Genomic DNA, 26,459 nt, shown 5'->3' with positions numbered 1-26,459 from the left:
TGCGCGGCCCCGAAATGTATGCCTTTGACATACGATCAAAGGCATAAAGAGGGACCGCAAAGGGGCGAGAAATGATCGTAGGCATTGACCTGGGCACCACCAACAGCCTGGTGGCGGTGTGGAGGGATGGAAAGTCCGTTCTGATTCCCAACGGGCTGGGCGAATACCTGACGCCGTCGTGCGTCAGCCTCGACGAGGACGACACCGTGCTCGTCGGCAAGGCCGCCAGGGAGCGACTTCAGACGCATCCGGATCGCACCGCCGCCGTCTTCAAGCGCTACATGGGCAGCAACAAGACGGTGCGTCTGGGCAAGCGCAGCTTCAGGCCCGAGGAGCTCTCGGCACTGGTGTTGCGTTCACTCAAGGCCGATGCCGAAGCCATGCTGGGCGTGCCGATTCTTGAAGCCGTCATCACCGTGCCCGCGTATTTTTCGGATGCGCAACGCAAAGCCACGCGCGCCGCGGGCGAACTCGCCGGCCTGAAGGTCGACCGGTTGTTGAACGAGCCCACCGCCGCAGCGCTCGCCTACGGCATGCACAACATGGGCGCCGAGACGCGTTTTCTGGTGTTCGACCTTGGCGGCGGCACTTTCGACGTGTCGATCCTCGAAATGTTCGAAGGCGTGATGGAGGTCCGCGCGTCGGCGGGCGACAACTTCCTGGGCGGCGAGGACTTCGTCGAGTCGCTGATCACCCTCTTCTTCGAACGCAACGCACTGCCCGCGAGCCTGCGCAGCAACGCGCAGTTCATGCAGCGCTTGGCCGCACAAACCGAGGCCGCAAAACAAGCGCTGAGCCTGCATCCACGCGCCGAAATCGTCGTCGCGCACGAGGCCGTGCAGCACCGGCTCGCGATCGACGAAGCGCTGCTCGAACAAGCCTGCGCACCGCTGCTCAAGCGGTTGCGCGCGCCGGTCGAGCGCGCGCTGCGCGACGCCAATCTGCGCGCAGCGGAGCTGGACGCGGTCGTTCTCGCGGGAGGAGCCACACGCATGCCCGTCGTGCGACGACTCGCCACCACGATGTTCGGACGCTTCCCATCCATCGACTTCAACCCCGACGAAGTCGTTGCACTGGGCGCCGCCGTGCAGGCCGGCCTCAAGGCCAAGGATGCGGCGCTGAAGGAAGTGGTGATGACCGACGTCGCGCCCTACTCGCTCGGCGTCGCGGTGAGCCATCGACTGGGCGCCAACACCTCGTCGCACGGGCATTTCGACCCCATCATCGAGCGCAACAGCACGGTGCCGGTCAGCCGCTCGAAGACGTACATTCCCGGCTCCGACGCGCAGGCCGCCATCGAACTGCAGGTGTTCCAGGGAGAGTCACGCATGGTGCGCGACAACGTGCACCTGGGCAATCTCGAAGTGCCGCTGCCACCCGGACCCATTCAGGAGTCGGTGGTGGAGGTTCGCTTCACCTACGACGTCAATGGCCTACTGCAGGTCGAGGCGACGGTGCAGAAGACGCAGCAAACCTTCGGCCTCCTGATTGAAGGCAACCCGGGGCTGCTGACCGACGCGGAGATCAAGGAGCGGCTGCAGGCATTGAGCGAACTCAAGATCCACCCACGCGACCGCATCGAAAACCGCACGCTGCTCGCACGCGGCGAACGGGTCTACCAGCAACTGCGCGGCGAGGTGCGCGAATGGCTGGGTGTCTGCATCGCGGAGTTCGAACGCGTGCTGGCTACGCAGGACAAGCGGCTCATCGCACCGGCGCATCGCCAATTTCAGGAGCAGCTGGACCACATCGAGCGCGACAGCCATCTGGCGGACTGATCGAAAGCGACGGCACTCATGAACGACGTACCGGGCTTTCTGCTCGCACTGGGCCTGCGGCCGGACGCCGACGAGCGCGCGATCCGGCGCGCCTACGCATCCGAACTGAAAAAGATCGATCAAGAAGCCGAGGCAGAGGCCTTCCAACGCCTGCGAGAGACCTATGAAGCAGCCTTGACCTGGGCGCGCCACAAGCCTCAGACCGATGCGCCTGTCGCGCAGGAGCCCCCGCCGGAGCCCGCAGAGTCCGAGGCACAGAACGTGCATTCCAGCCCGATCGATGCAACACCTGCAGGGCCGCCCTCCGCAGCCCCCCAGGCCACCTCGCCCCACGAGAGCGCACACGCGGTGGTCGCGGCATTCGCCGGCCGACTTGCCGAACACCCGCCCCGCTCGATCGACGACGCGGCAACGCTGCTGAATACCTCGCTGGAAGACGATCGCCTGCTCGACATGGACGCCCGCTTCCTGTTCGAAGCCAACGTGGCGCACATCCTGGCCAGCGGTTGGCAGGCGGGGCACGAGCACCTGTTCGAGGCGGCCGCCGAAGCCTTCGAGTGGCGCAAGGATTCCGCCCGGCTGCAGCGGCTGGGCAAGGCTGGCCAGGTGGTGGATGCCGCCATCGTGGAGCAGCACGCCCACGCAGATCTGCCCACCGCGCACCGCGAACTGCAACTGAAGTATCTCGACCTGCTGCGCAGACGGTCCAACCCCGGCGAAGAGGCGGTGACGCTCGGTCTCGATCATGTCCTGCACGCGGCGGGGCTCTTTCCCAACTGGGTGCGGCTGACGTCCAAGACCGAGAACATCGTAGCTTGGCAGAAGGTCGACGCCGACACGGCAAGCTCGGCCTTCGGACCGAGCCCTCGCCGCGCATCACCTGCGACCGACGCACCACACACACCGCTGAAGCCGTCTCAACTGGTGGCCTGGTTCGCCATCTTCTGTGTCGGCTCGATGCTGTTCGTGTTGCTGCAGTCGGCTTTCAAGTGGCAGGGCGAAAAGATGCCGACCTCGGGGCCACTCGCCTCGCAAGCAGTCCAGGCCCCACCCCAGCGCGCCGCACCGCCTGCGACAGCCATCCCGACCTCGCCCACCCCACCGTCCTTCACGGCGCCCCGCGCCAGCGTCGCCCTGTCCGACGCACCGAGGGCCGAATACAGCGTGGCGCCCCGCCCCGTCTACCCGTCGTTGTCGAAACGGTTCGGCGAACAGGGCAAGGTCCTCGTGAAGGTGCTACCCGATAGCGACGGCGTCGTCCGGGGCATCCGCGTGGCGCAGAGCTCCGGCTACGAGCGGCTCGACGCCGCGGCCGTCGATGCGGTCAAGGCCGCCCGACTCGTGATCCCCAAGGACAAAGCCGACAAGACGGGCTCCACCTGGTACATGGCGCCCATCAATTTCGTGCTGAACGACGGCGCACAACCCGCCGCGCGAAGGGACTGGGGCCAGATGGTGGCGGCGGCGGTCAGGCCTAACATCATCTTTGCAGCGGACGTACGGGGCAATCCCACGGTGGAGTTCACCCTGGACCTAGCTCCGAGCGGAAAGATCCTGAACGCGACCCTATTGAAATCCAGCGGCATTCCCGAATGGGACAACGCGGCGCTGCGCGCGATCCGCAAGACCGAGTACATGCCACTGCCCGATCAGGGAGCAGTGCCCTCCCAGATGGTGTTGGCTCTGCGCCCCAAGAATTCATGATCGCCTTGCTTTGCGCCGTTGTGACCTGCGTCGGTCTCCATGTGTCATCGGCGGTATTCCTTGCCGACCAACTGAAGATCAAGGTGCGGGAGGTGTCGATCGGCTTCGGGCCTGTGCTCGCGCGGTTCGGCCGTGTCACGCTCAGACCGTTTCTCTTCGGCGGTTCCGTGAGGTTCAAGGACTCCGAGGTGGAATCCATCGATCCTGATGACATGCACGATGCTTTCGATGCACAGCCGCTGGCGGCACGGCTTGCGGTCGGCGCCTCAGGCTGTATCGCGCTGGTCCTGGTGGCCGTGGCGACGCTGCGTCTGGACGGTCTGCGCGCCTTCGCCAGTGGCTTCATGCAGATCGTCAGCGGCGCATTTTCTCCGCTCTGCGACGCGCAGGAACTGCTGGCACAGATGCATCTTGCGAGCACCACGCTGCCCTTTGTCTCGCTCCTCGGCCTCACGGCCGCCAAGTTCGCAGCGTTGAACCTGCTTCCCTCGCCGGCGACCAACGGCGGATTCCTGATCCGGACGGCCTTCTTGCGTACCCGGCTCTTCAGACGCTGGCCATCGCGAATGACTTCGCTCTGCGAGGTCGCCTACCTCGGGTTGCTGCTTTCATGGCTGTGCGCCCTGCTGGTCTACCTGACGCAGTCAGGCGCCATCGACCTTCACATGCTCACCGGGAAGTAAATGACGCCCATGCAATCGAACATCGAGGTCCTTGTGGCCTATGCCCTCGGCGGCGGCGCCTTTGCCGCCTTTGCCCTGCTGCCATGGATACGGCGCATCCCGCTCGACATGCACAGGGTGTGGGCCAGCGAATACCAGAACTACCAGCCCTTCCTGCGCGACACATCCGAACTCGACATTTCCAAAGCGAGCAAATTCGCCATCGTCATCGGCGCCGCATTGCTCTGCCTCGGCCTCGCACTCGTGCGCGGCGCATCGTTAGACACGGCGATGCTGTGCATGCTGCTGCTCGGATGGATCCTGCTGACGGCAATCAACGTCCGCCACGAGCTGCTTCCGGACCGAATCCTGCTCGCGCTGCTATGGCTGGGGCTGCTCTACCGAGCCTCCACGGGGCCAGCCTCGGACAATGTGCTCGGCGCGGTGTCGGGGTACCTCGCGCCATGGCTGGTGACGATGGCGGTGCGCTCCAATACGGGCCGGGACATCGTGGGCCATGGCGACCTCAAGGCCTTCGCCGTGGCTGGCGCCTGGTTCGGGTGGGCCGCGCTGCCGACGGTGTATGTCGCGTTCGTGGTGGCCTCATTGCTGACGGCAATCGTGTTCGCACTGCGAGACGCGCATCACAAAAGAGCCGTGCCGTCCGGTCCGGCACACATGGCGGCAGCGATGGTGGCAATGCTGGGGTATCGGATCTTCTGACGACGCCGCTCAGACGGGCTTCGACCGCCCCGGCGGCTCGAGCACCACCATCCGCCAAGCGCACAGCGTCCCCGCCACAGCCAGCACCGCCGCCAGCGCGAACATGACGCGGTAGCCCAGCTCCTGCGCCACCGCCCCGCCGAGCAGCACGCCCAGCACACCGCCGAAGCCGTAGCCGATCACCGTGAACAGCGCCTGCCCGCGTCCGCGCAGGTGGCCGGGGAAACGGCGCGACACCACGGCGATGCAGGCCGTGTGGTGCGCCGCGAAGCTCAGGGCGTGCAGCCACTGCGCAATGACCAGCGCCGCGATGAAACCGCCGAGCCCGGCCGTGAGCCCGAGCCGCGCCACGCCGGCGATTCCGCACACCAGCATCCAGCGCGGCATCGGCAACAGACCGATGAGCCGGCCCTGCAAAAAGAACCAGACGATCTCGGCCACCACCGACAACGCCCACAAGAGGCCGATGGTGCTCTTGCCGTAGCCGATCGAATCGAGGTACAGCGAGAAGAACGCGTACACCGAGAAGTGCGACATCACCTGGAAGAACAGCGAGGCAAAGAACCAGCGCACGGCGGGGATGCGCAGCACGGGGCCGATGGGCTCCTTCACGGCGTCGTGCGCGGCCGGCGGCTCGCGCACGTCGGGCAGCTTCATCGTGGCGATCAGCACCACGGCCAGCGTGCCGGCCGCCCAGTACGGGAAGTGCTTCATGCCGAAGCGCTCGAACCACTCGCCCGCGACGAACACGGTGACCAAAAAGCCGGCCGAGCCGCACAGGCGGATGCGCCCGTAGCGGCCCCAGTCGCCCGCGACGATCTGCGCCATGGCGGCCTCGGTGAGCGACATCATCGAGCTGGTGTGCGTGAACATCACGAGCAGCACGAGCGCGAGCCACCACGCGCCGCCGTGCCACCACAGCCCGAAGGAGCTGGCCAGCGCCACCGCGGCACTGAAGCGCAGCAGCTTCACGCGCTGGCCGGTGTGGTCGCTGAGCGCGCCCCAGGCATAGGGCGCGAAGACGCGCGTGATCGATTGCACCGAGGCCAGCAGGCTGATCGTGAAGATCGGCAGGCCCAGGTCCTTGAGCCACAGCGGCAGGTACGGATTGAAGAAACCGATGTGCGCGAAGTAGCTGGCCGACAGGCCAGCAAATGCCAACAGGTGGCCGCGCCCGGCGGCCACAGGTGGCGGCGTCGACACTACAGGAAGGACGACTGCGGCGACGCAGCTTCGGTCTTCTCGGCGGGCGGGTTCACGTCGCCGCACTGCGCGCGGTTGCGCAGCACGTGTTCCATCACCACCAGCGCGAGCATGGCTTCGGCGATGGGCGTGGCGCGGATGCCCACGCAGGGGTCATGGCGGCCCTTGGTGATGACTTCGACGGGGTTGTTGTTCACGTCGATCGACTGACGCGGGCTGATGATCGAGCTGGTGGGCTTGATCGCGATGCTCACCTCGAGGTCTTGCCCCGAGCTGATGCCGCCCAGAATGCCGCCCGCGTTGTTGCTGAGAAAACCGGTCGGCGTGATCGAGTCGCCGTGCGTGGTGCCACGCTGCGTGATGCTGTCGAAGCCGGCGCCGATTTCCACGGCCTTCACCGCGTTGATGCCCATCATGGCGTAGGCGATCTCGGCGTCGAGCTTGTCGAACAGCGGCTCGCCCAGGCCCACGGGCACGTTCGTGGCCGTGACGCCGATGCGCGCGCCGCACGAGTCGCCGGCCTTGCGCAGGCGGTCCATGTAGTCCTCCAGCGCGCTCACGTCGGCGATGGGGGCGAAGAAGGGGTTGTTCGGGACGTGGTCCCAGTTCTCGAAGGGAATGGCGATTTCGCCGATCTGCGTCATGCAGCCGCGGAACACCATCCCGTATTTTTCGGCCAGCCACTTCTTGGCGACCGCGCCGGCCGCGACCATGGGCGCGGTGAGGCGCGCCGAAGAGCGCCCGCCGCCGCGCGGATCGCGGATGCCGTATTTCTTCCAGTAGGTGAAGTCGGCGTGGCCGGGGCGGAACTGCTGGGCGATCTGCCCGTAGTCCTTGCTGCGCTGGTCGGTGTTCTGGATCAGCAGCGCGATCGGCGTGCCGGTGGTCTTGCCTTCGTAGACGCCGGACAGGATTTGCACCGCGTCGGGCTCGTTGCGCTGGGTGACGTGGCGGCTGGTGCCGGGGCGACGACGGTCGAGGTCGCCCTGGATGTCGGCCTCGCTCAGGGCCATGCCCGGGGGGCAGCCGTCGATCACGCAGCCGATGGCCGGGCCGTGCGACTCGCCGAAATTGGTGACCGCGAAGAGAGTTCCGAAGGTGTTGCCGCTCATGCCGGGGATTATCCCCACAAAGCAGCGCCCGACTCAGTCGGTGGTGTTTTCCATGCGCTTCGCGAGCACCCCGAGCTGCAGCTCGATGCTGAACAGCCGCTCGTTCAGCACCGCCGTCTGCAGCCGGATCGCCTCGACGATGGCCTTGGTCTGCGGGTCGGAGGTGCTGTCGGACAGTTCCGCCAGGTCATGCAGCTTCTTGCGCAGTTCGTTGCTCATGGGGCCTCCGTTCGGTCGTGGGGTGCGTCGTGGAAGCCCCAGTATGGGGTCTGGTCAACGCTCCGGCAATGCGGCGCCGCCCGGGGGTACGGCGCCCTCTTCCGCATGCGACGCGCCCACGCCACGCAGCCGCACCGCCACCAGCACGCCGACGAACAGCAGAACCACCGCGCACAGGCCGGCCACCAGCCGCAGGGCGCGCAGCAACGCCTCGCGCCCGGTGTCGAGCAGCGCGGCGCCCGTGGTACCGGGCAGTTCCGCGGCCAGCGCGACCGCACCGCCCAGCGTGCTGCGGGCGGCTTCGACCGCCGCCGCACCGGCCAGGCCGGTGGGCACCGCATCGGCCATGGCCGCGCGGTAGATCGCTGCGCCGACGCTGCCGAGGATGGCGATGCCCAACGCGCCGCCGAACTCGGAACTCGTTTCCGAGATCGCCGAGGCCACGCCCGCGCGCTCGGGCGGCGCGCTGCCCACGACCAGGTCGGTGGCCAGCGTGAACACCGGCGCCAGGCCGAGCGAAGAGATGATCGCGCTCGTCACCATCCAGGCCAGCCCGCCCTGCGCGGGCAGCAGCACCAGCATGCCGAAGCCCAGTGCCGCCACGCCCAGCCCACCGCCCATGACATAGGCCGGGCACAGGCGCCGCGTGAGCGCGGGCACGATCATCGAGCCGACGATGAAGGCGCCGGCGCTCGGCATGCTCCACAGGCCGGCCTCCAGCGGCGACAGGCCGAGCACCAGCTGCAGGTACTGGGCGTTGTACAGAAAGAGGCCGAACATCACGAAGCAGGCCAGCATGTAGGCCCCGAGCGAGACGCTGAAGGCCGGCAGCCTGAACAGGCGCAGGTCGATCATCGGATTCGCCAGCCGCCCCTGCCGGCGCGCGAACAGCCAGCCGAGCAGCGCACCGACCGCGATGGCCAGCAGCGACACCGCGTCGGGCCCGTGCTCGGCCACCTGCTTGATGCCGTAGATGGCGGCCAGCACCGCGCCCAGCGAGAGCGCCACGCTGGCCAGGTCGAGCGCGCCCGCGTCGGGGTCGCGGTACTCGGGCAACAGCCACGGGCCGAGCGCCAGCAGCAGCACCATCACCGGCACGCCGATGAGGAACACCGAGCCCCACGGAAAGAACTGCAGCAGCACGCCGCCCAGCACCGGGCCGATGACCGCGCCGGCCGAGTAGCTCGAGATCCACACGCCGATGGCCACGGTGCGCTGCGCCGGGTCGAGGAACATGTTGCGGATCAGCGAGAGCGTCGACGGCGCCAATGTCGCCCCCGCCACGCCCAGCAGCGCGCGCGTGGCGATCAGCATGTTGGCGGTGGTCGAGAAGGCCGCGAGCACCGAAGCCACGCCGAACGCCACCGCGCCGATCAGCAGCAGCCGGCGCCGCCCGATGCGGTCGCCCAGCGTGCCCATGGTGACCAGCAGGCCGGCCACGAAGAAGCCATAGATGTCGACGATCCACAGCAGCTGCGAGGCCGTGGGCTTGAGGTCTTCGCTGATCGACGGGATCGCCAGGTTCAGCACCGTGAGGTCCATCGAATAGAGCATGCACGGCAGCGCGATGACCGCGAGGCCGGTCCATTCGCGCGCCGTGGCGCGGGCGGGCGTCGCCCGGTTCGTCGTGCTGCTCATGGGCCGGCTCCCCGGTTGCCGCTGTCGCTGCTCGAGTACGCCTTGCGCACCTCGATGCTGCTGAAGCGCGCCGACGGAATGCCGGCCGCGAGCTGCAGCGCTTCTTCTTCGCTGTCGGCCTCGACCAGGTAGAAGCCGCCCAGCTGCTCGCTGGTTTCGGCGAACGGCCCGTCGGTGACCGAGAGTTTGTCGTTGCGCATGCGCACCGTGACCGCCGTGCCGGCCGGCTGCAAGGCCTCGGCCACGACGAGCTTGCCGAGCGCCTGCAGATGGGCGTCGTAGTCGATGTGTTCGTTGATGTAGTGGTCCATGTCCTGCGCCGAGAAGTGGCTCGTCTGCGCGTCGGTTCCGTAGATCAGGCAAAGGTATCTCATGCGACATTCCCCTTCGGGTTTTCGATCATTTCCATGGCGTCGATGGGACGCACTTCGATGGCGCCGTAGCGCGCCATCGGAATGCGGCCCGCCAGCTGGATCGCGGCGTTCAGGTCGCGCGCCTCGACCAGGATGAAGCCGCACAGCTGCTCGCGCGCTTCTGCGTAGGGGCCGTCGACGTGCGAGCGTTGGCCTTGGCGCACCTGCACGACCTTGGCGGCGCGCACCGGGCTCAGCGCCTCGGCGGCGATGAAGTGGCCGGCGGCTTCCAACACGCGGTCGTAGGCCATCGAATCGGCGTCGAGCGCGCGGCGCTCGTCGGGCGGCAGCGCGCGAAGGACCGCTTCGTCGCAATGAACGAGGCAGAGGTATTTCATGCGGAATCTCCTTGCAGATTTAAGTGAGGACATCACTGGTCGAACGGCGACGGCCGAAATCGACACGAGGCGTCAAAAATTTTTCGCGCCCGGCAGCGCAGCCAGCTGCCGCTCCAGGAACTGCCGCTCGGGCTGCTGGCGGACCAGCGACAGCGCTCGCAGATAAGCGGCGCGCGCATCCTCGGTGCGGCCCAGACGCCGGCACAGCTCGGCGCGCGCGCCATGCGCCAGGTGGTACTGGGCCAGCTCGCCGCGCGCGAGCAACGCATCGATCAGCGCCAGCCCGGCCGCCGGCCCGTCGCGCATGGCCACGGCCGCCGCGCGGTTGAGCTCGGCCACGGGCGAGGGGTCGAGCCGCAGCAGCACGTCGTACAGGCCGACGATCTGCGGCCAGTCGGTGTCTGCGGCCTCGGGTGCTTCGGCATGCACCGCGGCAATGGCGGCCTGCAAGGTGTACGGGCCGAAGCGGCGCGACAGCAGCGCGCGCTCGACCAGCGCCGCGCCCTCTCCGATCTGCCCGCGGTGCCACAGGCTGCGGTCCTGTGCGTCGAGCAGCACGAGTTCGCCCTGCGCCGAGGTGCGCGCGGTGCGGCGCGCGTCGTGCAGCAGCATCAGCGCGAGCAGGCCCAGCGCTTCGGGGTCGGGCAGCAACTCGGCCACCAGCCGCCCGAGCCGGATCGCCTCGGCCGAAAGGTCGGCGCGCGTCACGCTCTCGCCCGACGAGGCCGCGTAGCCTTCGTTGAACACCAGGTACACCACGCGCAGCACGGCATCGAGCCGTTCGGGCAACTCGACCAGGCCGGGCACCTGGTACGGAATGCCGGCGTCGCGGATGCGCGCCTTGGCCCGCACGATGCGCTGCGCGATGGTGGGCGCCGGCACGAGAAAGGCGCGTGCGATCTCCTCGGTCGCCAGCCCGCAGACCTCGCGCAGCGTGAGCGCCACCTGGGCGTCGGGCGCGAGCGCGGGATGGCAGCAGGTGAAGACCAGGCGCAGGCGGTCGTCCTCGAGCGCGTCGGCATCGGGGTCGGCCTCGTGCCAGGCGGGTGCCGGGTCGGCCAGGGTGTCGGTATGCGCGGTGGCCTCGTCCCACGCCGTGAAGCGCGCCTGCCGGCGGATGCCGTCGATCGACTTGAAGCGCCCCGCCGACACCAGCCAGGCGCGCGGATTGGCCGGCACGCCTTCGCACGGCCATTGTTCGAGCGCAGCGCGAAAGGCGTCGTGCAGGGCTTCTTCGGCCCGATCGAAATCGCCGAGCAGGCGCACCAGCGTGGCGAAGATGCGGCGCGACTCGGTTCGATAGATCGCGTCCAGCGCGTCGAGTACGCCGGCAGTGGCCGTCGGCTGTTCGGTCACCCGGTGTCGCCGCCGAGCAGCCAACTCTCGAGCTTGACGAGCGAGCCGGTCCAGCCGTGGGTGTGGCCCTCGCGCGCCGCTTCGTCGAAGAACTGCTGGTGCATGAGCACGAGCTCGCAGCCGCCTGCATCGGGCTCGAGCTGCACCGTGACGCGCGACTCGCGCTCGGGCGTGCTGCGCCAGGCCCAGCTGAAGACCAGCCGGCGCTCGGACACGACCTCCAGGTAAGTGCCGCTCACGTCGTGCGTCTCGCCGTCGGCCGCCAACATGGTCACGCGAAAGCGCCCGCCCACGCGCAGGTCGACCTCGGCCAACGGCACGTCGACGATTTCCTCGGGGCCGAACCAGTGCTTCAGCGCTTGCGGGTCGGTCCACGCGCGCCAGACTTTGGCGGGGCTGACGCGGAAGTGCCGGCGGAGCGTGAGCGAGGGGCGCTCGGTGATGGGGTGGGTGGTGGGGCCGGGGGAAGGTTTCGCCATTCGGTGTCCTCCTGGTGATAGAGAAAGCGCGCCAGCGCATCGAGGCGGCCGGTCCAGAACTTCTCATAGCGCGAGAGCCACACGGCAGCCTCCTGCATCGGGCCTGCCGACAGCTCGCAGCGCACGACGCGGCCCGCCTTCGTGCGCGAGATGAGGCCGGCGCCTTCGAGCACGCGCAAGTGCTTCATGAAGCCGGTCAGCGACATGCCGTGCGGTTCGGCGAGTTCGGTCACGCTGAGGCTGCCCTCGCCCAGCGCTTCGAGCACGCTGCGACGCGTCGGGTCGGACAGCGCCGCAAACACGGCGTCCAGGGCATCTGAGTGAACCATGCGGTTGAGTATCTGGAGCGGCCCGTGGGCCGTCAAGCCATGGGCCCCGCGCAGGAACGGTTTATGCATGCTGCATCGCAGCATCATCCCCCGCGAAGGAGCGCCCATGCTGGACCGAACCGCCACCCAGTTCTCCCACGTCAAACCCGGTGACACCGAGTACGTCTCGGGCGGGTTGCGAGACTTCTTCCTGTACCGCGACCTCGGCATTGCGGCCGCCACCCACGGCAAGGTGATCGCGCACCTCGTCAAGGCCAACATGGCACCCGAAACGGGCACCGGCTGGCACCGCCACGAGGCGGACTTCCAGATCGTCATCATGCTCAAGGGCTGGGCGCGCTTCATGTACGAGGACAAGGAAACGCGCGTCGAGGCCGGCGACGTGGTGCACCAGCGCCCCGGCATCCGCCACTTTCTCTTCGACTATTCGCCCGACATGGAGTACCTGGAAATCGTCTCGCCGGCCGACTTCAAGAGCATTGACGTCGAGCCGGTCTGCGAGATTCCGCCGCCCACGCCCTGGCCCTGAAACCCGCTGCCAGCGCGGCTTCGCGCGCCGATAAACTCCTCGCGTCTCACCAGAAACGACAACAACCGAGGAGAGAGAACTTGCGTATTCATACGGCCCGCCTGACGGCCGGCTTGCTGTTCGCGTGCGCCTTGACGGCCACCCACATCAGCAACGCCGCATCCCCCACCACCGCTTCCACCACCTCTGCGGCGAGCTCGCTCGAAGCCGAGCAGGAAGCCGCCTTCAAGGCCGCCAAGGCCGTGCAGAAAGCCGGCCCCGCCGACATCGCCCTGCGCGACCAGGCCCACCTGCAACTGCCCGCCGGCTACGTCTGGGTGCCGACACCCGCCGCCGCACAGCTCATGCGCAGCATGGGCAACCGCACCGACGACACCTTCATCGGCGCGATCTTCCCCGCCGACGACGGCGACTGGATGGCGGTCGTGAAGTTCGTGAAAGAGGGCTACATCAAGGACGACGACGCCAAGGACTGGAACGCCGACGAGCTGCTCACGAGCCTGAAGGAAGGCACCGAGGCTGCGAACGAGGAACGCGCCAAGCGCGGCATCCCGGCGATCGAAGTCACGGGCTGGGCGCAGAAGCCGCAGTACGAAGCCTCGACGCACCGGCTGGTGTGGTCGGCTCTCTCGAAGAAAAAGGGCAGCGACGGCGGCAACCCCGGCGTCAACTACAACACCTATGCGCTGGGCCGCGAGGGCTACGTCAGCCTGAACCTCATCACCAACGCGAACGACCTCGAGAAGTACAAGCCCGACGCCACCAAGCTGCTCGGCGCGCTGCAGTACGACGACGGCAAGAAGTACGCGGACTTCAATGCATCGACCGACAAGGTCGCCGCCTACGGCCTGGCCGCGCTGGTGGCCGGCGCCGCGGCGAAGAAGCTGGGCCTGTTCGCAATCGCCCTCGCCTTCCTGGCCAAGTTCGCGAAGGTCGCCGTGGTGGCGGGCGGTGCCGCGCTCTGGGGCCTGACGAAGCTGTTCAAGAAGAAGAGCTGAGCTGCAGCCCCGGGCTCAGCGCCCTGCGAAGCGCGGTGCGCGCTTCGCAGTGAAGGCCGCCACGCCCTCGCGCGCATCCGCGCTGCCCGATCGTTCACGCAGCAGGCGGTGCTCCATCTCGAAGTGTTCTTCGATCGGGCGCGCCGTCGCACCGCTGCACAGCGCCTTGATGCCCGCGAACGATGCGGTCGCGCCGCTTGCCAATCGAGTCACCAGTGCTTCGGCGGCGGCGGCAAGTTCGGCGTCCGGGTACAACGCATCGACCGCGCCCGCTGCCAGGCAGCGTGCACTGTCGATCGGGTCGCTGAGCATCAGCCACTGCTGCGCGCGCACCGGCCCGATGCGCCGCGACAGGAAATACGAACTGCCCGCGTCCGGCGACAGCCCGATGGCCGCATAGCCCGTGCGCAGCTTCATCGACTCGGCCGCGAGCACGAAGTCGCCGCACAGCGCCAGCCCCACGCCGGCACCGCCGACCGTGCCGTTCACGGCCACCACCAAGGGCGCCGGGTTCTGCGCCAGCCGCAGCAGCGCGGGATGCAGGCGGTCGAGGATGGCGTCGACCAGCTCGGGCAACTTGTCGCCCGCGGCCACGAACGAATCGATGTCGCCGCCTGCGCAGAACACGCGCCCTTCGCCGGTCAGCAGGATGGCGCGCGGTGCGGCGTCGATCACCTCGTCGATGGCGCGCGACAGCGCATGGCTGCTCGCCAGCGACACCGAGTTGGCGCGCTCGGGCCGCTTCAGCACGATGCGGCCGATGCCGTCCTGCACGCCCCAGGCGATGCCTTCTTCGAACTGCATCGTGGTCATCTCAGATGCCCGTGAGCCCGCCGGTGCACATGAGCGTCTGGCCGCTCACGTAGTCCGACTCGGGCGCGCACAGCAGGTACACCGCGCCGGCCGCTTCTTCGGGTGTGCCGCCGCGGCCCAGCGGGATCGACTGTTCCATCATCGCCAGCAGCCCGGGGTTGACGCCGACCTTGATCTCGCGCCCCTCGATGTTCGCCGTGGTGGCCTCGGCCGTGCTGGCCGTGAGCCGGGTCTGGATGAAGCCGAACGCCACGCAGTTCACCGTGACGTTCATGCGACCCCACTCCTTGGCCAGCGTCTGCGTCATGCCGACGATGCCGGCCTTGGCGGTCGAATAGTTGGCCTGGCCCGCGTTGCCGAAGAGCCCGGCCACCGACGAGATGTTGACCACCTTGCGCACCACGCGCCGGCCGGCTTCGGTCTCTGCCTTGCCGAGCGCGCGGATCACCGGCTGCGCGGCGCGCAGGATGCGAAACGGCGCCGTCAGGTGCACGTCGATCATGGCGTACCACTGCTCGTCAGTCATCTTCTGCACCACGCTGTCCCAGGTGTAGCCGGCGTTGTTGACGATGATGTCCAGGCCCTTGAATTCGCTCACCGCGGTGCCGACGAAGCGCTCGGCAAAGTCCGGCGCCGACACGCTGCCGACGCAGGCCACGGCCTGGCCGCCCGCGGCGCGAATGGCCTGCACGGTTTCTTCGGCCGGTTCGGCATCGAGGTCGTTGACGACGATGCGTGCGCCTTCCGACGCGAGCTTGAGTGCGATCGCGCGGCCGATGCCGCGGCCCGAGCCGGTGATGAGGGCGACCTTGCCTTCGAGTTTGGGTGTCATTTCTCTTTTCTCTCTTCTCTTGATTCGTTCGTTCAAAGGATCAGCGCAGCGCCACGAGTGCCTCGCCTGCGATGCGGGCCTGGCCGTACTGGTTGGCGCTGAGCACTTCCACGCGCACGCAGCGCTCGCCGTTGTGTTCCAGCTTCTCGACCACGCGGCCGGTGCAGCGCACGGCATGGCCCAGGTGCGTGATGCCCTGGAAGCGCACGTCGAAGCGGCGCAGCTGCGACTGCGGCGCCCACTGTGTGAGCAGGCGGCCGAGCCAGGCCATGCCCAGCATGCCCTGCGCGAACACGTCGGGCATGCCGGCCTTGCGCGCGAAGTCGGTGTCGATGTGGATCGGGTTGTGGTCGCCCGAGGCGCCTGCGAAGAGCGCGAGCGTGGTGCGGTTCACCGGTGCAAGCTGCAACGCGGGAAGCTCGTCGCCGATCTGCACGGTGTCGTAGGTGATGGAGGTCATGGATGCTCGTTTCTCTTCAGTGACGGCAGACGATCACCGTGCGCAGCTCGGCCACGAGTTCGTCGCGCTGGTTGGTGGCGCGCGAGGTCTTCACCACGAATTCGAGCGCACCGTTCTTCTTGTCGTAGATGTCGCTGATGGTGGAGCGCACCGTCACCGTGTCGCCGACGCAGGCGGGCCGGTGGTACGCGAAGCTCTGCTCACCGTGCAGCAGCTTCGACAGCGGAATCTGCAAGTCGTCGAGCATCTGGCCCGATGCGCCCGAGTCCAGCTCGGCCGCGAACAGGAAGGTCGGCGGCGCGGGCAGGTCGGGGTAGCCGGCATCGCGCGCGGCGGCGGCATCGGTGTAGACCGGGTCGGTCTCGCCAATGGCCTTGGCGAAGAACTGCAGCCGGGTGCGCTCGATGGGCAGCACCGAAGCGGGCAGCTCGTGGCCGATCCATTTCTTGTCGATCATGTTCTGCCTTTTCCTCAGACGCGTTCGTACAGCGTGACCACGCAGGCGCCGCCCAAGCCGAGGTTGTGCTGCAGCGCCATCCGCGCGCCTTCGACCTGCCGTTTATCTGCCGTGCCCCGCAGCTGCTGGACCAGCTCCGTGCATTGCGCAAGACCCGTGGCGCCGAGCGGGTGACCCTTCGACAGCAGGCCGCCCGACGGGTTGGTCACCACCTTGCCGCCATAGGTGTTGTCGCCATCGACCACGAACTTCTCTGCGCCGCCGACAGGGCACAGGCCCAGCGCCTCGTAGCTGATGAGTTCGTTGTGCGCAAAGCAGTCGTGCAGCTCGACCACGTCGATGTCCTGCGGGCCGACACCGGCCGCGTCGTACACCTTCTGCGCGGCCTCCTGCGCCATGCTGAAGCCGACCACCTCGCGCATGTCGCGGCTCTCGAAGGTGATGGCGCGGTCGGTGGTCATGGCCTGCGCCTTGATGCGCACGCTGCGGTCCAGGCCATGGCGCTCGGCGAAGCGCGGCGAACAGACGATGGCCGCAGCCGCACCGCAGGTCGGCGGGCAGGCCATGAGCCGCGTCATCACGCCGGGCCACATGACGGGCGCGGCCATCACTTCGTCTTCGGTGACGACGGTGCGGAACAGCGCGACCGGGTTGTTCGACGCATGGCGGCTGGCCTTGGCGCGGATCTTCGCGAAGGTCGACATCTGCGTGCCGTACTGCTGCATGTGCGCCAGCCCCGCGCCGCCGAAGTAGCGCAGCGCGAGCGGCACCTGCTCGTTGCCGACCAGCTCGTCGGTGATCGACTCGAAGTGATCGAACGGGCTCGGGCGGTCGTTGAACACCGCGCCCAGCGCGCCGGGGCTCATGTGCTCGAAGCCGAGCGCCAGCACGCAATCGGCCGCGCCGCTGGCCACGGCCTGGCGCGCGAGGAACAGCGCGGTCGAGCCGGTGGAGCAGTTGTTGTTGACGTTGACGACCGGAATGCCGGTCATGCCCACTTCATAGAGCGCGCGCTGGCCGGCGGTCGAGTCGCCGTACACGTAGCCGACGTAGGCCTGCTGGATCAGCTCGTAGCCGATGCCGGCGTCTTTCAATGCGGCGTTGGTGGCGTGCGCAGCCATCTGCGGGTAGGGCTGGTTCGCGCCCGGCTTGGTGAAGGGGATCATGCCGACACCGACGACGTAGACATCCTGGCTCATGAGAGGCTCCTGAAATGAATGAGTAAAGAAGAAAAAAAAATGGTGGGCAGTGCTCAGGCTACGCTTCGTTGGCGGTCTTGCCAAAAGGGTTCGCGCAACCGGGTCTTGAGCACCTTGCCCGCGCCCGAGAGCGGCAACGCCTCGACCACCGCCACGCTGCGCGGGCACTTGTAGGCCGCAATCAGCGCCTTGCAATGCGTAATGAGCCCGTCGGCCGCCAACTGCTGCCCCGGCTTGAGCACGAGCACCGCGTGCACGGCCTCGCCCCACGCCTCGCTTGGAATGCCGATGACGGCGCAGGCCGCGACGGCTGGGTGCTGGTTGATGGCGTTCTCGACCTCGGCCGAATAGATGTTCTCGCCGCCGCTGATGATCATGTCCTTCAAGCGGTCGACCACGAAGATGTAGCCGTCGTCGTCCATGTACGCGCCGTCGCCTGTGTGCATCCAGCCGCCGCGCACAGCCGCGGCCGTTTGCGCGGGCTGGTTCCAGTAACCCTGCATCACGTTGGGGCCGCGCACCGCGACCTCGCCCACGGTGCCGCGCGGCACCTCGACGCCTTCGCCGTCGACGATGCGCACCTCGGTGCAGTAGCTCGCGCGGCCGGCCGAGCGCAGCTTGCCCCGGCGCTGGCCTTCGGCCGTGTGGTTGCGCGCCGGATTGATGGTGGCCAGCGGCGACAGCTCGGTCATGCCGTAGGCCTGCACGAAGTCCACGCCCGGGAAGGCCGCCATCGCACGGGTCAGCACCGCCTCCGAGATCGGCGAGGCGCCGTAGGTGATGCACTTCAGGCTGCTGAGGTCGCGCGGCTCGCGCATCGCCGGATGGTCGACCAGCATCTGGATCATGGTCGGCACCAGCAGCGCATGCGTGACGCGGTCTTTTTCGATGGCGTTCAGCACCGCTTCAGGGCTGAAGGCCGGAATGATCGCGTGCGTGTTGCCCTCCAGCCAGTGCGGTGCGGCCAGGCCCATGTCGGCCAGGTGGAACATCGGCGCGGCATGCAGGTAGCAGCCGTCGGGCGACGCCAGGCCTTCGGCATGCAGCGCCAGCCCCGAACTGCCCATGTTGGTGTGGCTCAGCATCACGCCCTTGGGAAAACCCGTGGTGCCGCCGGTGTAGAAGATGCCGGCCAGGTCTTCGCCACGGCGGCCCACATCGGGCACGGGCGAGGCGGCCTCCAGCAGCGCCTCGTAGCCGTGCATGCCGGGCGGCGTGGGGCCGTCGCCGCAGTAGATCACCTCGCGCAGGCTGGTCGCCTGCCCGCGCATCTGCTCGACCACCGCGCGGAAGGTGTCGTCCACCAGCAGCAGCGAGGAGCCCGAGTCTTCGAGCGAATACAAAATTTCAGCGGCCGACCAGCGGATGTTGCAGGGGTTGAGCACGCCGCCGCCCCAGGGCACGGCCATCTGGTACTCGAGGTAGCGCGCCGAGTTGAGCGCCAGCATCGCCACGCGGTCGCCCGCCTGCATGCCGAGCCCCTGCAGGGCGCCTGCGAGGCGCGCGACGCGCTCGGCATACGCGCGAAAGCTCAGGGTGCGGCCGGCGGCGCGCACGGCGATCCGGTCGGGGTGCTGCTGCACGCTGCGGTGCAGCGACTGGGTCTGGTACATGGCGGTTGTCTCCGTTCGGTTCTTGTGTGAACGCATGGTAGAAACCGCGCCGTGCCGCGGCGATTGCGCTTCGCATCGCCCGCATGGCAGAAAACCTCAATCGACACCCGCGCCGCCGTCGGGTCTGATCCGCTCACGCATGCTGCAACCGCCCGTCACCATCCCGATCGTGTTCGTCCAGGGCATGCTCTCGGGCGTGCGTGCGCGCGGCGACAACGCGCCCATCTGCATCGACACCGCGCTGCAGGACGCGGGCATCGCCCCCGCCCTGCTCGACGCGCCGGGCGCGCGCGTCACGGCCGAGCAGTACGTGGCGCTGTTCGCGCTGCTGATGGAGCGGCTGGACGACGAGGCCCTGTGCTTCCTGTCGCGCCGCCTGCGCTGCGGCAGCTTCGCGCTCATGACGCGCGCCACGATGGGCGCGCCCACGCTCGAGGTGGCGCTGCGGCGCGTGGCCCGCGCCTTCAGCCTGCTGCAGGACGACCTCGAGATGGTGGTGCTGCGCGAGGGGCCGCTCGCGGGCTTCGGCCTGCGGGTGCAGGGCATGCCGAGCACGCCGCTGAACTTCTTGCACGAGCTGATGCTGCGCGTGTACTGGCGGCTCTTCGCCTGGCTGCACGGCGGCCGTCTGACGGCGCGCCGCTTCGACTTCGGCTTCGAGCAGCCGCCCTACGCGGCCGGCTACAGCAAGGTGTTTCCCGCGCCGCTGCAGTTCGGCCAGCCGCTGTCGGCCGTGTGGTTCGACGCGAGCGCACTGGCCACGCCGATCCACCGCGACGCACGCGCCATGCGCGACTTCCTGGCCGCCGCGCCGGCCCACGTGATCCTGCCGCCGCTGGGCGAGCTGGCCGTGAGCGCGCGCGTGCGCACCGTGCTGCAGCAGCACCGCCCGGCCTGGACCGACTTGGCCACGACCGCGCGCAGCCTGCACATGTCGGTGAGCACGCTGCAGCGCCACCTGGGAACCGAGGGCACTTCGTTCCAGTCGCTCAAGGACCAGCTGCGGCGCGACGTGGCCATCGTGCGCCTGAACACCAGCACCGTGCCGCTGGCGACGCTCGCCGAGGAGCTGGGCTTCTCGGACAGCGCGGCGTTCCAGCGTGCATTCAAGACCTGGACCGGCGGGGCGCCGGGGTCGTACCGGCGGCGGCCGGGGCCCGACCCCGAGGCTTGAAGCTACCCGCCTACCACTTGACCCGCACGCCGAGCGAGCCGTTGACCGAGCTCTTCACCTTGGCATCGCCGCCCGACGACCACAGCTTGCCGACTTCGCCGTACAGGCTGGTCGTCTGGCTCAGGGCCAGCGTGAAGCCGCCCGCCAGTTCGGTGCTGGTGCCGCCGGTCGGTGCTGCGATGTCGGTCGTGGTCGCGCCGTTCACGAAGCGTGCGATGTCGGTGCCGCTCGACGTCTTGTAGACGTTGACGCGTCCGTACGGCTGCAACACGCCCAGGCCGGTGTCGATCTGGCCCTTGACCCGCACGCCTGCGCGGGCGAGCCAGCCGCTGTCGGCTTGGGGCTGTGCGATGGCGCCGACGATGGCCGAATTGCCCAGGTCCATGTGGTGATGGATCAGCTGCAGCTGAGGCTCGACGCTCCAACCACTGTTGCCGATCGCGAAGGCTTGCCCCACTTCGATCGAGCCCAGCAGGCTGTTCCCCTTGCCACCCACGCCCGCACCCAGCATCGGCTCGACCGTGTAGCGGTGACGGCCCGACTGCACCACGACATCTGCATACAGGCCGCTGTCGGCGTTGTAAGTGCCGTACACGCCGACGTACTGGCTGCGCAGGTCGTTGCGGCCCACGCCCAGATTGCGGATGCCGCTGGCAAAGCCGCTCACGCGCGCGTCGCCGTCGAGCTGGCCCACGTACAGGCCGGCGCGCCAGTTCGGCGTGGCGAGCAGGTCCGTGCCGGCCTGGAAGCCGGTCAGGCGGCCCTTGCTGCTGGGCGAGACGGTGCCGCCCTGCTGGATGTCGATGTCGGTGGATAGCACGCGGGCCCAGGCACGGCGGTCCGAGCCGGTCGGTGTGCCCTTCACATCGTCGTCGCCCACGCGCTTGCGCACATCGCCCAGCATCGCGAGGTTGCCCTGGCGCAGCTGGCTCGGCAGCGCGGCGTAGAGCGCCGCTTCCGGGCGGTACGTGACCACGGGCAGGCCCACCGGCTGGCCCGGTGCCACCGCGTCGGTGGTGGAGCGCAGGTACCAGTTCTCGCCTGCGCCGCTTGCATCGGCGGCGTGCAGGCGGTACTCGTAGGCGCCTGCGTCGACGTGGCCGCCGGCCAGCGAGAAGGCGTCCTTGCTCGTCTGCGCAGTGCTGGTCGCGCCGTTCTGCGCGGTGATGACCTCGATGCCGTTGCCACTCGTGAGAGCGCCCAGGCCGCCGAGGTTGCTGATCTGCACCTGGGTCTTGCCGCTGGCGATGGCTGTGGGGCCGTCGAGCACGAGGCGGTCGGAGGGGCCGGTGCCGTTGAGCGTCGTGCTCAGCTTGAGCACACCGTTGGTGCCGACGTAGGCGCCCTTGACCGTGAGCGTCGTGCCTGCGGTCGCGCCGGCCAGCGACACGGTGCCGCCGTTGGCCAATGACGCGACGGTCTGGTTGAAGCCCGCCAGGTCGAGTGTGGCACCGGTGGCCACGCTGTGTGCCGAGGCTGCGCTCAGCGTGTTCACCGCACCGGCCTTCAACGTGCCCTCTGCCACGTTCGTCGCGCCGGTGTAGGTGTTGGCGCCCGACAGCGTCAGCGTGCCTGTGCCCTGCTTGGTGATGAAACCGCCGCCGCTGATCGCACCGCTCAGCGTGCCGCTGAACGCGCCCGTGTCGATGACCGGGTCGTTGTTGCCGGTGAGCTTGATGGTGTTGGCGATAGTCAGGCCGTTCGCGCTGAAGCCCAGCGTGGTGTCGTCGTCCATCGACAGCGTGCCTGTGCCCAGCGCCTGGCTATGGCCCACGTTCAGCCGGCCCTGGCGCAGCGCCGTGCCGCCGGTGTGCGTGTTCTCGCCTGACAAGGTGAGCGCGCCCGTGCCGACCTTCACCAGCGAGCCGCCGACACCGGAGATCACGCCCGAGATTTCGGTGTCGGTGTTGAGGGCGCCCGTCGTCAGCGCCTTCGCGCCGAGCAGCACGCGGCCGGCGCCTTCGAGCGAACCGATGGTGATGCCGGGTGTGCCGAGCTTGGACAGGAAGACCGTGCCACCCGCCTTGTTCACCACGCTCGCCTGCGCGGCCGTTGCGTTGTCGCGAATGTCCAGCACGCCGTCGCGCTCATTGACGATCGTCGCCTGCCCGGCGGAAGCATCGCCCCAGATGTTGGTCGCGCCGCCGGCGAAGTTGGTGATGTGGGCCTTGCCCGCGTTGGCGTTGAACCAGACCATGACCTCGCCACCGCGGTTCTCGATGGTGGCGTTGCCGGCCGTCGCGTTGCCACGGAAGTCGATCGAGCCGCCGGCCTGCGCAACCAGGGTCGCGTGGCCGGCCGAGGCGTTGTCCTGGAACTGGACGAAGCCGCCATTGCCCGGCTGGGTGGCGCCTGCCGTGATCTTCAGGCTTTCCGCGTCCGCACTGCCGCTGAAGATCAAGGCCGCGCCACTGTTCACGCCCACCGGGCCGGTTCCCACCGCGCCTGTCACGCCCACGTTCAAGGTGCCGCCGTCGACCTGCGTGCCGCCCTTGTAGGTGTTGGCCGCCGTGAGCAGCAGTTCGCCGCTGCCGATCTTGCGCAGGCTGCCCGTGCCGCTCATCGTGCCCGCGAAGCTGCCGCTGGCCACCTGGTCGAAGGCCACCTGGGCGTTGTTGACGATGGCGCCCCGCAGGCTGGTGGTATCGCCCTGCAGCGTGCCCGCGCGCACGAGCGTCCCGCCGGTGTAGGTGTTGGCGCCTTTGAGGATCAGCGTGCCCAGGTCGTCCTTGGTGAGGCCGCCCGCGCCGGTCAACACCGACGCGATGGTGGCCTGCATCTGCGCCCCCGAGGCCGTGCCGTCGCCGACCTTGATGACCGTGTTGGCGTTGCCCAGCGTCAGCGCGTCGCCGGTGACGACATAGCCGCTGGTGGAAAACTGCGCGCCGTCGATGCTGATCGCGCCGCCGGTGTTGTCCACGGTGACCGTGCCGGCCGTGCCGCCGAACAGCGCGAACTGGTTCTGCTTCCAGCCGGCGTTGGTCTTGCCGTTGGCGCCGGTCCAGCTGTCGGACGGGTCGTTGAGCTTGGAGTTGCCGATGCGCCAGATGCCGGAGCCGCCGCCGATCGTGCCGTCGTTGTAGCTGGCAGCGTCGCCGCCCGAGCCGTCCCAGAAGCCAAGATCGACGCCCTTGCTGTTGATCAGGTTGATCTCGCCGCGCACCGACGACTGCACGTGCAGGTCGCCGGCTGTCGTGCCCGCGGGCGCCGTGCCGATGTTCAAGCCGTTGTCGATCAGCGAGCCGGTGTAGCTGATCAAGCGGTACAGCCCGGGCCCGAAGGTACCGCCGGGCGCCTCCGCGACGTTGAGCGTGCCGTCGAGCACGAGGCCGCCGTTGACTTCCACGAGGTCGTTGAGCGGACCGCCGATCGTGCCGGCCTGGCCCAGTTCGTAGCTCAGGAAAGCGCCCGGGTCGAAGCGCAGCATGCCGGTGGTCAGCGTGCCCAGGTTGCTGCCCGGTGCCAGCGTCGCGCCGTTGGCGATGGTGACCTGGCCTGCGATCGTTCCGCCGCCGCTCAGCGTGGCGCCGTTCTTGACTTGCACCGTGCCCGTGCCCGTGGCGCTGCCCGTGGCGTTGTTCACGCGCAGCGTGCCGGCGTTGACCTCGGTCGCGCTGCTGTAGGTGCTGGCGCCCGTCAGCTCCAGCACGCCCGTGCCGCTCTTGGACAGGGTGCCGGTGCCGCTGATGACGCCCGCGTAGCTCAGCTCGCCCGTGCGGTCGAAGACCAGGTCGCCGTCGTTGCTGATGTTCCCCGTGATGCTGCCGGTGGTGCCGCCCGCGCCGATCTGCAGGATGTTGCCGGCCACGACGGTGGTGGTGCCCGTGAAGCTGTTGTCGCCGGTCAGAGTCAGCTTGCGCGCGCCCTTCTGCAGGAGGCTGCCGGTGCCGCTGATGTCGCCGGCGAAGGTGGTGTCGGCGCTGCGGTTGAACACCAGCGCGGCGTTGTTGGCGATGTTGCCGACGATGCTGCCGCTGTCGCGGATCTCCAGGGTGCCACCGTTGAGGGTCGTGCCGCCGGTGTAGGTGCCGTTGCCGGTGTAGACCAGCGTGCCCGCGCCGGTCTTCGTCACGCTGCCGGTGCCAGTGATGGGGCCTGCGAAGACCGCATCGTTCGATCGGTTGAAGACCAGCGCCGCATGGTTGGTGACGTTGCCGACGATGCTGCCGGTGGAGCCGCCGCTGCCGATCTGCAAGGTGCCGGCGCTGACCGTCGTGCCACCGGTGTAGGTGTTCGAGCCCGAGAGCGTCAGGGTGCCCGAGCCCTCCTTGACCAGCGAGCCCGTGCCGTCGATGCTGCCCGCGAACGTGGTGCTCGCGTTGGCCGACCCGACCGTCAGGGTCGCGCTCCCCAACTGAACTGCGCCGCCGGTGCCCGACAGGCTCGATGCACGCAGGTTGAAGCTGTTCAGGTCCAGCACGCCGCCATTCACGGTGTACGCCGTGTTCTGCGACAGGGCCGATGCGGCGCCGAATTGCAGCGTGCCGTCGTTGAGGACGGTACCGCCGCTGTAGGTGTTGGCGCCAGTCAGGGTCAGGGTGCCCGCCGTCGTCTTCACCAGCTGGCCCGTGCCGGTGATCGCGCCCGAGAACGCGCCGGACTCCACCCTCGTGGTCTGGACCGGGCCATTGCCGGTCCGGGTGTTCAGCGTTCCGGCGCCCTGCAGGTTGCGGATGGTGGCGTTGTATCCGTTCAGGTCAAGCGTGGCGCCCTTGTCCACTGTGGTGGAGGCAACGCGGGAGAAGATGAAATCGGGGACAGTGGCTCCCGCCGCCTGCAGCGTGCCGCCGGCCACGACGACCGCGGCAGCCGGATAGAGGCCGGCGGCGCCGTTGCTGCCGAAGCGGATGGTGCCGTTTTCAACGGCATTGCCGAAAACGGCGGTCGCCCCATCGCGGAGCCAGAGTCCACCATCGATGCCGATGGTCGTGCCACTGGCGGCGGCCACCGTACTGCGCTGTCCGTTGGCGAAGAGCAAGGAGTTGGTCAGGTTGAGGCTCGCGGTGGCGGTCAGCTTGCCGCCTTCGAGCGTGACTGTGCCGGCGCCGAGCGCGCCGGCCGTGCCGATCTGCACCGTGGTGCCTGTCTTGATCGTCGTTCCGCCGATGTAGGTGTTGGCAGCGCCCAGCGCCAGCGTGCCGCCGCCGTCGGCCGTGAGACTGCCGGCGCCGGAGATGACGCCGTTCATGGCCAGATGCGCGGGCGTGGGGCCGGTGCCGTCGACGGTGACCGTAAGGTCCCCCGAGGGCAGGAACGCGCCGGTCAGCGTCCACCGGCTGCCGCTGTGGGCCTTGACGCGCGAGAAGCCCGACATCGCATCGTCTTCGCTGCCGGTGCCCTGGAGATTCAGGGTGTTGCCGCTGCCGAGGGCAACCACCTGGCCGTTCAGCGCCGACCCCGTCTGCAGCGTGAGCGACGCGTTGCCTGCGTTGAAGGTGATGGCGTTCGCGCGGGTGACGCCATCGCCGGAGAGTCCCCCCGAGATGGTGCCGCTGTTGACGATGTGCGTGGCACCGCTGGCGACGACGCCTTCTCCACCCGCGCCCGCCGCGCCTGCGGCTGCGTCCGTGCTGCCGCCCCCCGCGCCGCCATGGCCACCGGTGATGCTGCCGGCGTTGACAAGGGAAAGCCCGGCGCCTGAGAGCGAGAGGCCCGCCCCGCCGCGACCACCGCTGCCGCCATTGCCGATCGCCCCCCCGGCGCGGGCAACGCCCTCGCCCGCTCCGCCATTGCCGCCCTTGCCGCCGGACACGCTGCCGCCCTGGGCATTCGTGACCGTCGCCACGGTCCCGCTGACCGCAAGCCCGTGCCCCCCGTCGCCCCCCCCACCACCGCCGCCGCCACCGCCCGCGGTACCACCAGTGAGTCCGACGCTGCCGTTGCCGCCATTCCCGCCTTGGGCTGCCAGCGCGTTGACGACATCGGTAGATGCCACGTAGCCATGGCCACCCGCACCGCCACCGCCGCCGCCGTAGCTCTCGATTCCGCCGGCTGTTGTTTCGCCGCCATTGCCGCCATTGCCACCGATCGGCGACTGCGAGGTACCGGACGCGCCACCGCCACCTCCGCCGGCCGCCGTCGGCGTAGGGTTGAGTACACCATCGGCTCCGTTGGCGCCCGGCAACGCACCGGCCGCACCACCAGCGCCAAAGAACGTCGAAGCACCAGCCTGCCCCACATCGCCGCCCGCGCCACCACTCTCAAAATCCCCTGCCCCGCCTGCGCCTCCGGCAGCCAGTGCGGCAGCGCCGGCCACGGTCAGGCCCGCGGCCAGGACAGCCGCACGCACCGTCGAGCCCGCGCCCGACTTGCCCGAGGCACGCGCGGTTTCAGGTGCGGCCACCCAGGCCCCCAGCGACGAGTTCCAGAGGCTGCGATGTGCTTTGTTCATGGGGAGAAAACCTTGAAATGAGAGGCCGGACGCACCAGA

At 68.6% G+C, this 26,459-nt stretch carries 23 protein-coding genes; 7 read left to right on the top strand and 16 right to left on the bottom strand.

All coding sequences use genetic code 11. From position 1 onward, the window contains the following. The first annotated feature begins 71 nt into the window (after nt 1-71). Genes CLU95_RS26790 through CLU95_RS26775 form a run of 4 tightly spaced genes read left to right on the top strand, consistent with a single transcriptional unit; the run spans nt 72 to nt 4,867 of the window. On the top strand, nt 72-1,778 hold the full coding sequence (locus CLU95_RS26790) for a molecular chaperone HscC (protein WP_099796395.1): 1,707 nt from the start codon (nt 72-74) through the stop codon (nt 1,776-1,778). 18 nt (nt 1,779-1,796) lie between these two features. After that, the gene (locus tag CLU95_RS26785) at nt 1,797-3,482 is read left to right on the top strand and encodes a TonB family protein (RefSeq protein ID WP_099796394.1); all 1,686 of its coding nucleotides are present in this window, start codon (nt 1,797-1,799) and stop codon (nt 3,480-3,482) included. Beyond that, the gene (locus CLU95_RS26780) at nt 3,479-4,165 is read left to right on the top strand and encodes a site-2 protease family protein (RefSeq protein WP_180288678.1); all 687 of its coding nucleotides are present in this window, start codon (nt 3,479-3,481) and stop codon (nt 4,163-4,165) included. The genes CLU95_RS26785 and CLU95_RS26780 overlap by 4 nt, the downstream gene beginning before the upstream one ends. A gap of 9 nt (nt 4,166-4,174) precedes the next feature. After that, nucleotides 4,175-4,867: a prepilin peptidase gene (locus CLU95_RS26775; RefSeq protein ID WP_180288677.1), complete on the top strand. Its 693-nt coding sequence runs from the start codon at nt 4,175-4,177 to the stop codon at nt 4,865-4,867. Nucleotides 4,868-4,876: 9 nt separating this feature from the next. Here CLU95_RS26775 and CLU95_RS26770 read toward each other — a convergent pair whose 3' ends face one another. The 9 genes from CLU95_RS26770 to CLU95_RS26730 all read right to left on the bottom strand — a co-directional run bounded on the left by CLU95_RS26770 (nt 4,877) and on the right by CLU95_RS26730 (nt 11,954). After that, a complete protein-coding gene (locus CLU95_RS26770) occupies nt 4,877-6,070 on the bottom strand; it encodes an MFS transporter (RefSeq protein WP_099796391.1) in 1,194 nt (397 codons plus the stop codon). After that, nucleotides 6,070-7,182, bottom strand: coding sequence for a chorismate synthase (gene aroC / locus CLU95_RS26765; RefSeq protein ID WP_099796390.1), 1,113 nt, complete (start codon nt 7,180-7,182; stop codon nt 6,070-6,072). The genes CLU95_RS26770 and aroC overlap by 1 nt, the downstream gene beginning before the upstream one ends. Before the next feature lie 33 nt (nt 7,183-7,215). Further along, nucleotides 7,216-7,401, bottom strand: coding sequence for a hypothetical protein (locus CLU95_RS26760; RefSeq protein ID WP_056583411.1), 186 nt, complete (start codon nt 7,399-7,401; stop codon nt 7,216-7,218). Nucleotides 7,402-7,455: 54 nt separating this feature from the next. Beyond that, complete coding sequence (locus tag CLU95_RS26755) at nt 7,456-9,039, bottom strand: MFS transporter (RefSeq protein ID WP_099796389.1); 1,584 nt, start codon at nt 9,037-9,039, stop codon at nt 7,456-7,458. Further along, nucleotides 9,036-9,413: a YciI family protein gene (locus CLU95_RS26750; protein ID WP_099796388.1), complete on the bottom strand. Its 378-nt coding sequence runs from the start codon at nt 9,411-9,413 to the stop codon at nt 9,036-9,038. The genes CLU95_RS26755 and CLU95_RS26750 overlap by 4 nt, the downstream gene beginning before the upstream one ends. Continuing rightward, entirely contained in the window at nt 9,410-9,790 is a 381-nt protein-coding gene (locus CLU95_RS26745) for a YciI family protein (protein ID WP_099796387.1), read from the bottom strand. Before CLU95_RS26745 ends, CLU95_RS26750 begins: the two co-directional genes overlap by 4 nt. A 72-nt stretch (nt 9,791-9,862) precedes the next feature. Then, a complete protein-coding gene (locus CLU95_RS26740; protein ID WP_099796386.1) occupies nt 9,863-11,146 on the bottom strand; it encodes an RNA polymerase sigma factor in 1,284 nt (427 codons plus the stop codon). After that, complete coding sequence (locus CLU95_RS26735; protein ID WP_143606077.1) at nt 11,143-11,589, bottom strand: SRPBCC family protein; 447 nt, start codon at nt 11,587-11,589, stop codon at nt 11,143-11,145. The genes CLU95_RS26740 and CLU95_RS26735 overlap by 4 nt, the downstream gene beginning before the upstream one ends. Next, on the bottom strand, nt 11,499-11,954 hold the full coding sequence (locus CLU95_RS26730) for an ArsR/SmtB family transcription factor (protein ID WP_143606061.1): 456 nt from the start codon (nt 11,952-11,954) through the stop codon (nt 11,499-11,501). Before CLU95_RS26730 ends, CLU95_RS26735 begins: the two co-directional genes overlap by 91 nt. Nucleotides 11,955-12,060: 106 nt before the next feature. Here CLU95_RS26730 and CLU95_RS26725 point away from each other — a divergent pair, with 106 nt between their 5' ends. Further along, nucleotides 12,061-12,483 carry a cupin domain-containing protein gene (locus tag CLU95_RS26725; RefSeq protein WP_099797491.1) on the top strand — a complete coding sequence of 141 codons (423 nt, stop codon included), beginning with the start codon at nt 12,061-12,063 and terminating at the stop codon, nt 12,481-12,483. 80 nt (nt 12,484-12,563) lie between these two features. Beyond that, entirely contained in the window at nt 12,564-13,481 is a 918-nt protein-coding gene (locus CLU95_RS26720) for a DUF2167 domain-containing protein (protein ID WP_099796384.1), read from the top strand. Nucleotides 13,482-13,496: 15 nt separating this feature from the next. Here CLU95_RS26720 and CLU95_RS26715 read toward each other — a convergent pair whose 3' ends face one another. The 6 genes from CLU95_RS26715 to CLU95_RS26690 are packed head-to-tail and all read right to left on the bottom strand — an operon-like array spanning nt 13,497 to nt 18,855. After that, nucleotides 13,497-14,285, bottom strand: coding sequence for an enoyl-CoA hydratase/isomerase family protein (locus CLU95_RS26715; protein ID WP_099797490.1), 789 nt, complete (start codon nt 14,283-14,285; stop codon nt 13,497-13,499). Between the two features lie 10 nt (nt 14,286-14,295). After that, nucleotides 14,296-15,126, bottom strand: coding sequence for an SDR family NAD(P)-dependent oxidoreductase (locus tag CLU95_RS26710; protein WP_099796383.1), 831 nt, complete (start codon nt 15,124-15,126; stop codon nt 14,296-14,298). 40 nt (nt 15,127-15,166) lie between these two features. After that, nucleotides 15,167-15,586 carry a MaoC family dehydratase gene (locus tag CLU95_RS26705; protein WP_099796382.1) on the bottom strand — a complete coding sequence of 140 codons (420 nt, stop codon included), beginning with the start codon at nt 15,584-15,586 and terminating at the stop codon, nt 15,167-15,169. A gap of 16 nt (nt 15,587-15,602) precedes the next feature. Beyond that, nucleotides 15,603-16,043 carry a MaoC family dehydratase N-terminal domain-containing protein gene (locus CLU95_RS26700; protein WP_099796381.1) on the bottom strand — a complete coding sequence of 147 codons (441 nt, stop codon included), beginning with the start codon at nt 16,041-16,043 and terminating at the stop codon, nt 15,603-15,605. Nucleotides 16,044-16,057: 14 nt separating this feature from the next. Further along, the gene (locus CLU95_RS26695) at nt 16,058-17,242 is read right to left on the bottom strand and encodes a lipid-transfer protein (RefSeq protein ID WP_099796380.1); all 1,185 of its coding nucleotides are present in this window, start codon (nt 17,240-17,242) and stop codon (nt 16,058-16,060) included. A 53-nt stretch (nt 17,243-17,295) separates the two neighbouring features. After that, nucleotides 17,296-18,855, bottom strand: coding sequence for a long-chain-fatty-acid--CoA ligase (locus CLU95_RS26690; protein ID WP_099796379.1), 1,560 nt, complete (start codon nt 18,853-18,855; stop codon nt 17,296-17,298). Nucleotides 18,856-18,994: 139 nt separating this feature from the next. Between CLU95_RS26690 and CLU95_RS26685 the strand changes: the two genes are divergently transcribed. Beyond that, entirely contained in the window at nt 18,995-20,029 is a 1,035-nt protein-coding gene (locus CLU95_RS26685) for an AraC family transcriptional regulator (protein WP_099796378.1), read from the top strand. 10 nt (nt 20,030-20,039) lie between these two features. Here CLU95_RS26685 and CLU95_RS26680 read toward each other — a convergent pair whose 3' ends face one another. Beyond that, on the bottom strand, nt 20,040-26,420 hold the full coding sequence (locus tag CLU95_RS26680; protein WP_099796377.1) for an autotransporter-associated beta strand repeat-containing protein: 6,381 nt from the start codon (nt 26,418-26,420) through the stop codon (nt 20,040-20,042). Between the last annotated feature and the right edge of the window lie 39 nt (nt 26,421-26,459).

This window comes from Variovorax sp. 54, from assembly GCF_002754375.1.
In the GTDB taxonomy this organism is placed as follows: domain Bacteria; phylum Pseudomonadota; class Gammaproteobacteria; order Burkholderiales; family Burkholderiaceae_C; genus Variovorax.
Note: the sequence above shows the minus strand (reverse complement) of the source record. Positions and strands in the feature narration are given on the sequence as shown.

What these genes read in the sequence shown, in the direction of transcription:
- CLU95_RS26710 (WP_099796383.1), bottom strand. Translation starts at nt 15,126, where the DNA reads ATGACACCCAAACTCGAAGGCAAGGTCGCCCTCATCACCGGCTCGGGC.
- CLU95_RS26725 (WP_099797491.1), top strand. Translation starts at nt 12,061, where the DNA reads ATGCTGGACCGAACCGCCACCCAGTTCTCCCACGTCAAACCCGGTGAC.
- CLU95_RS26760 (WP_056583411.1), bottom strand. Translation starts at nt 7,401, where the DNA reads ATGAGCAACGAACTGCGCAAGAAGCTGCATGACCTGGCGGAACTGTCC.
- CLU95_RS26775 (WP_180288677.1), top strand. Translation starts at nt 4,175, where the DNA reads ATGCAATCGAACATCGAGGTCCTTGTGGCCTATGCCCTCGGCGGCGGC.
- CLU95_RS26705 (WP_099796382.1), bottom strand. Translation starts at nt 15,586, where the DNA reads ATGACCTCCATCACCTACGACACCGTGCAGATCGGCGACGAGCTTCCC.
- CLU95_RS26680 (WP_099796377.1), bottom strand. Translation starts at nt 26,420, where the DNA reads ATGAACAAAGCACATCGCAGCCTCTGGAACTCGTCGCTGGGGGCCTGG.
- CLU95_RS26750 (WP_099796388.1), bottom strand. Translation starts at nt 9,413, where the DNA reads ATGAGATACCTTTGCCTGATCTACGGAACCGACGCGCAGACGAGCCAC.
- CLU95_RS26690 (WP_099796379.1), bottom strand. Translation starts at nt 18,855, where the DNA reads ATGTACCAGACCCAGTCGCTGCACCGCAGCGTGCAGCAGCACCCCGAC.
- CLU95_RS26700 (WP_099796381.1), bottom strand. Translation starts at nt 16,043, where the DNA reads ATGATCGACAAGAAATGGATCGGCCACGAGCTGCCCGCTTCGGTGCTG.
- CLU95_RS26730 (WP_143606061.1), bottom strand. Translation starts at nt 11,954, where the DNA reads ATGGTTCACTCAGATGCCCTGGACGCCGTGTTTGCGGCGCTGTCCGAC.
- CLU95_RS26780 (WP_180288678.1), top strand. Translation starts at nt 3,479, where the DNA reads ATGATCGCCTTGCTTTGCGCCGTTGTGACCTGCGTCGGTCTCCATGTG.
- CLU95_RS26785 (WP_099796394.1), top strand. Translation starts at nt 1,797, where the DNA reads ATGAACGACGTACCGGGCTTTCTGCTCGCACTGGGCCTGCGGCCGGAC.
- CLU95_RS26745 (WP_099796387.1), bottom strand. Translation starts at nt 9,790, where the DNA reads ATGAAATACCTCTGCCTCGTTCATTGCGACGAAGCGGTCCTTCGCGCG.
- CLU95_RS26715 (WP_099797490.1), bottom strand. Translation starts at nt 14,285, where the DNA reads ATGCAGTTCGAAGAAGGCATCGCCTGGGGCGTGCAGGACGGCATCGGC.
- aroC (WP_099796390.1), bottom strand. Translation starts at nt 7,182, where the DNA reads ATGAGCGGCAACACCTTCGGAACTCTCTTCGCGGTCACCAATTTCGGC.
- CLU95_RS26695 (WP_099796380.1), bottom strand. Translation starts at nt 17,242, where the DNA reads ATGAGCCAGGATGTCTACGTCGTCGGTGTCGGCATGATCCCCTTCACC.
- CLU95_RS26755 (WP_099796389.1), bottom strand. Translation starts at nt 9,039, where the DNA reads ATGAGCAGCACGACGAACCGGGCGACGCCCGCCCGCGCCACGGCGCGC.
- CLU95_RS26790 (WP_099796395.1), top strand. Translation starts at nt 72, where the DNA reads ATGATCGTAGGCATTGACCTGGGCACCACCAACAGCCTGGTGGCGGTG.
- CLU95_RS26685 (WP_099796378.1), top strand. Translation starts at nt 18,995, where the DNA reads ATGCTGCAACCGCCCGTCACCATCCCGATCGTGTTCGTCCAGGGCATG.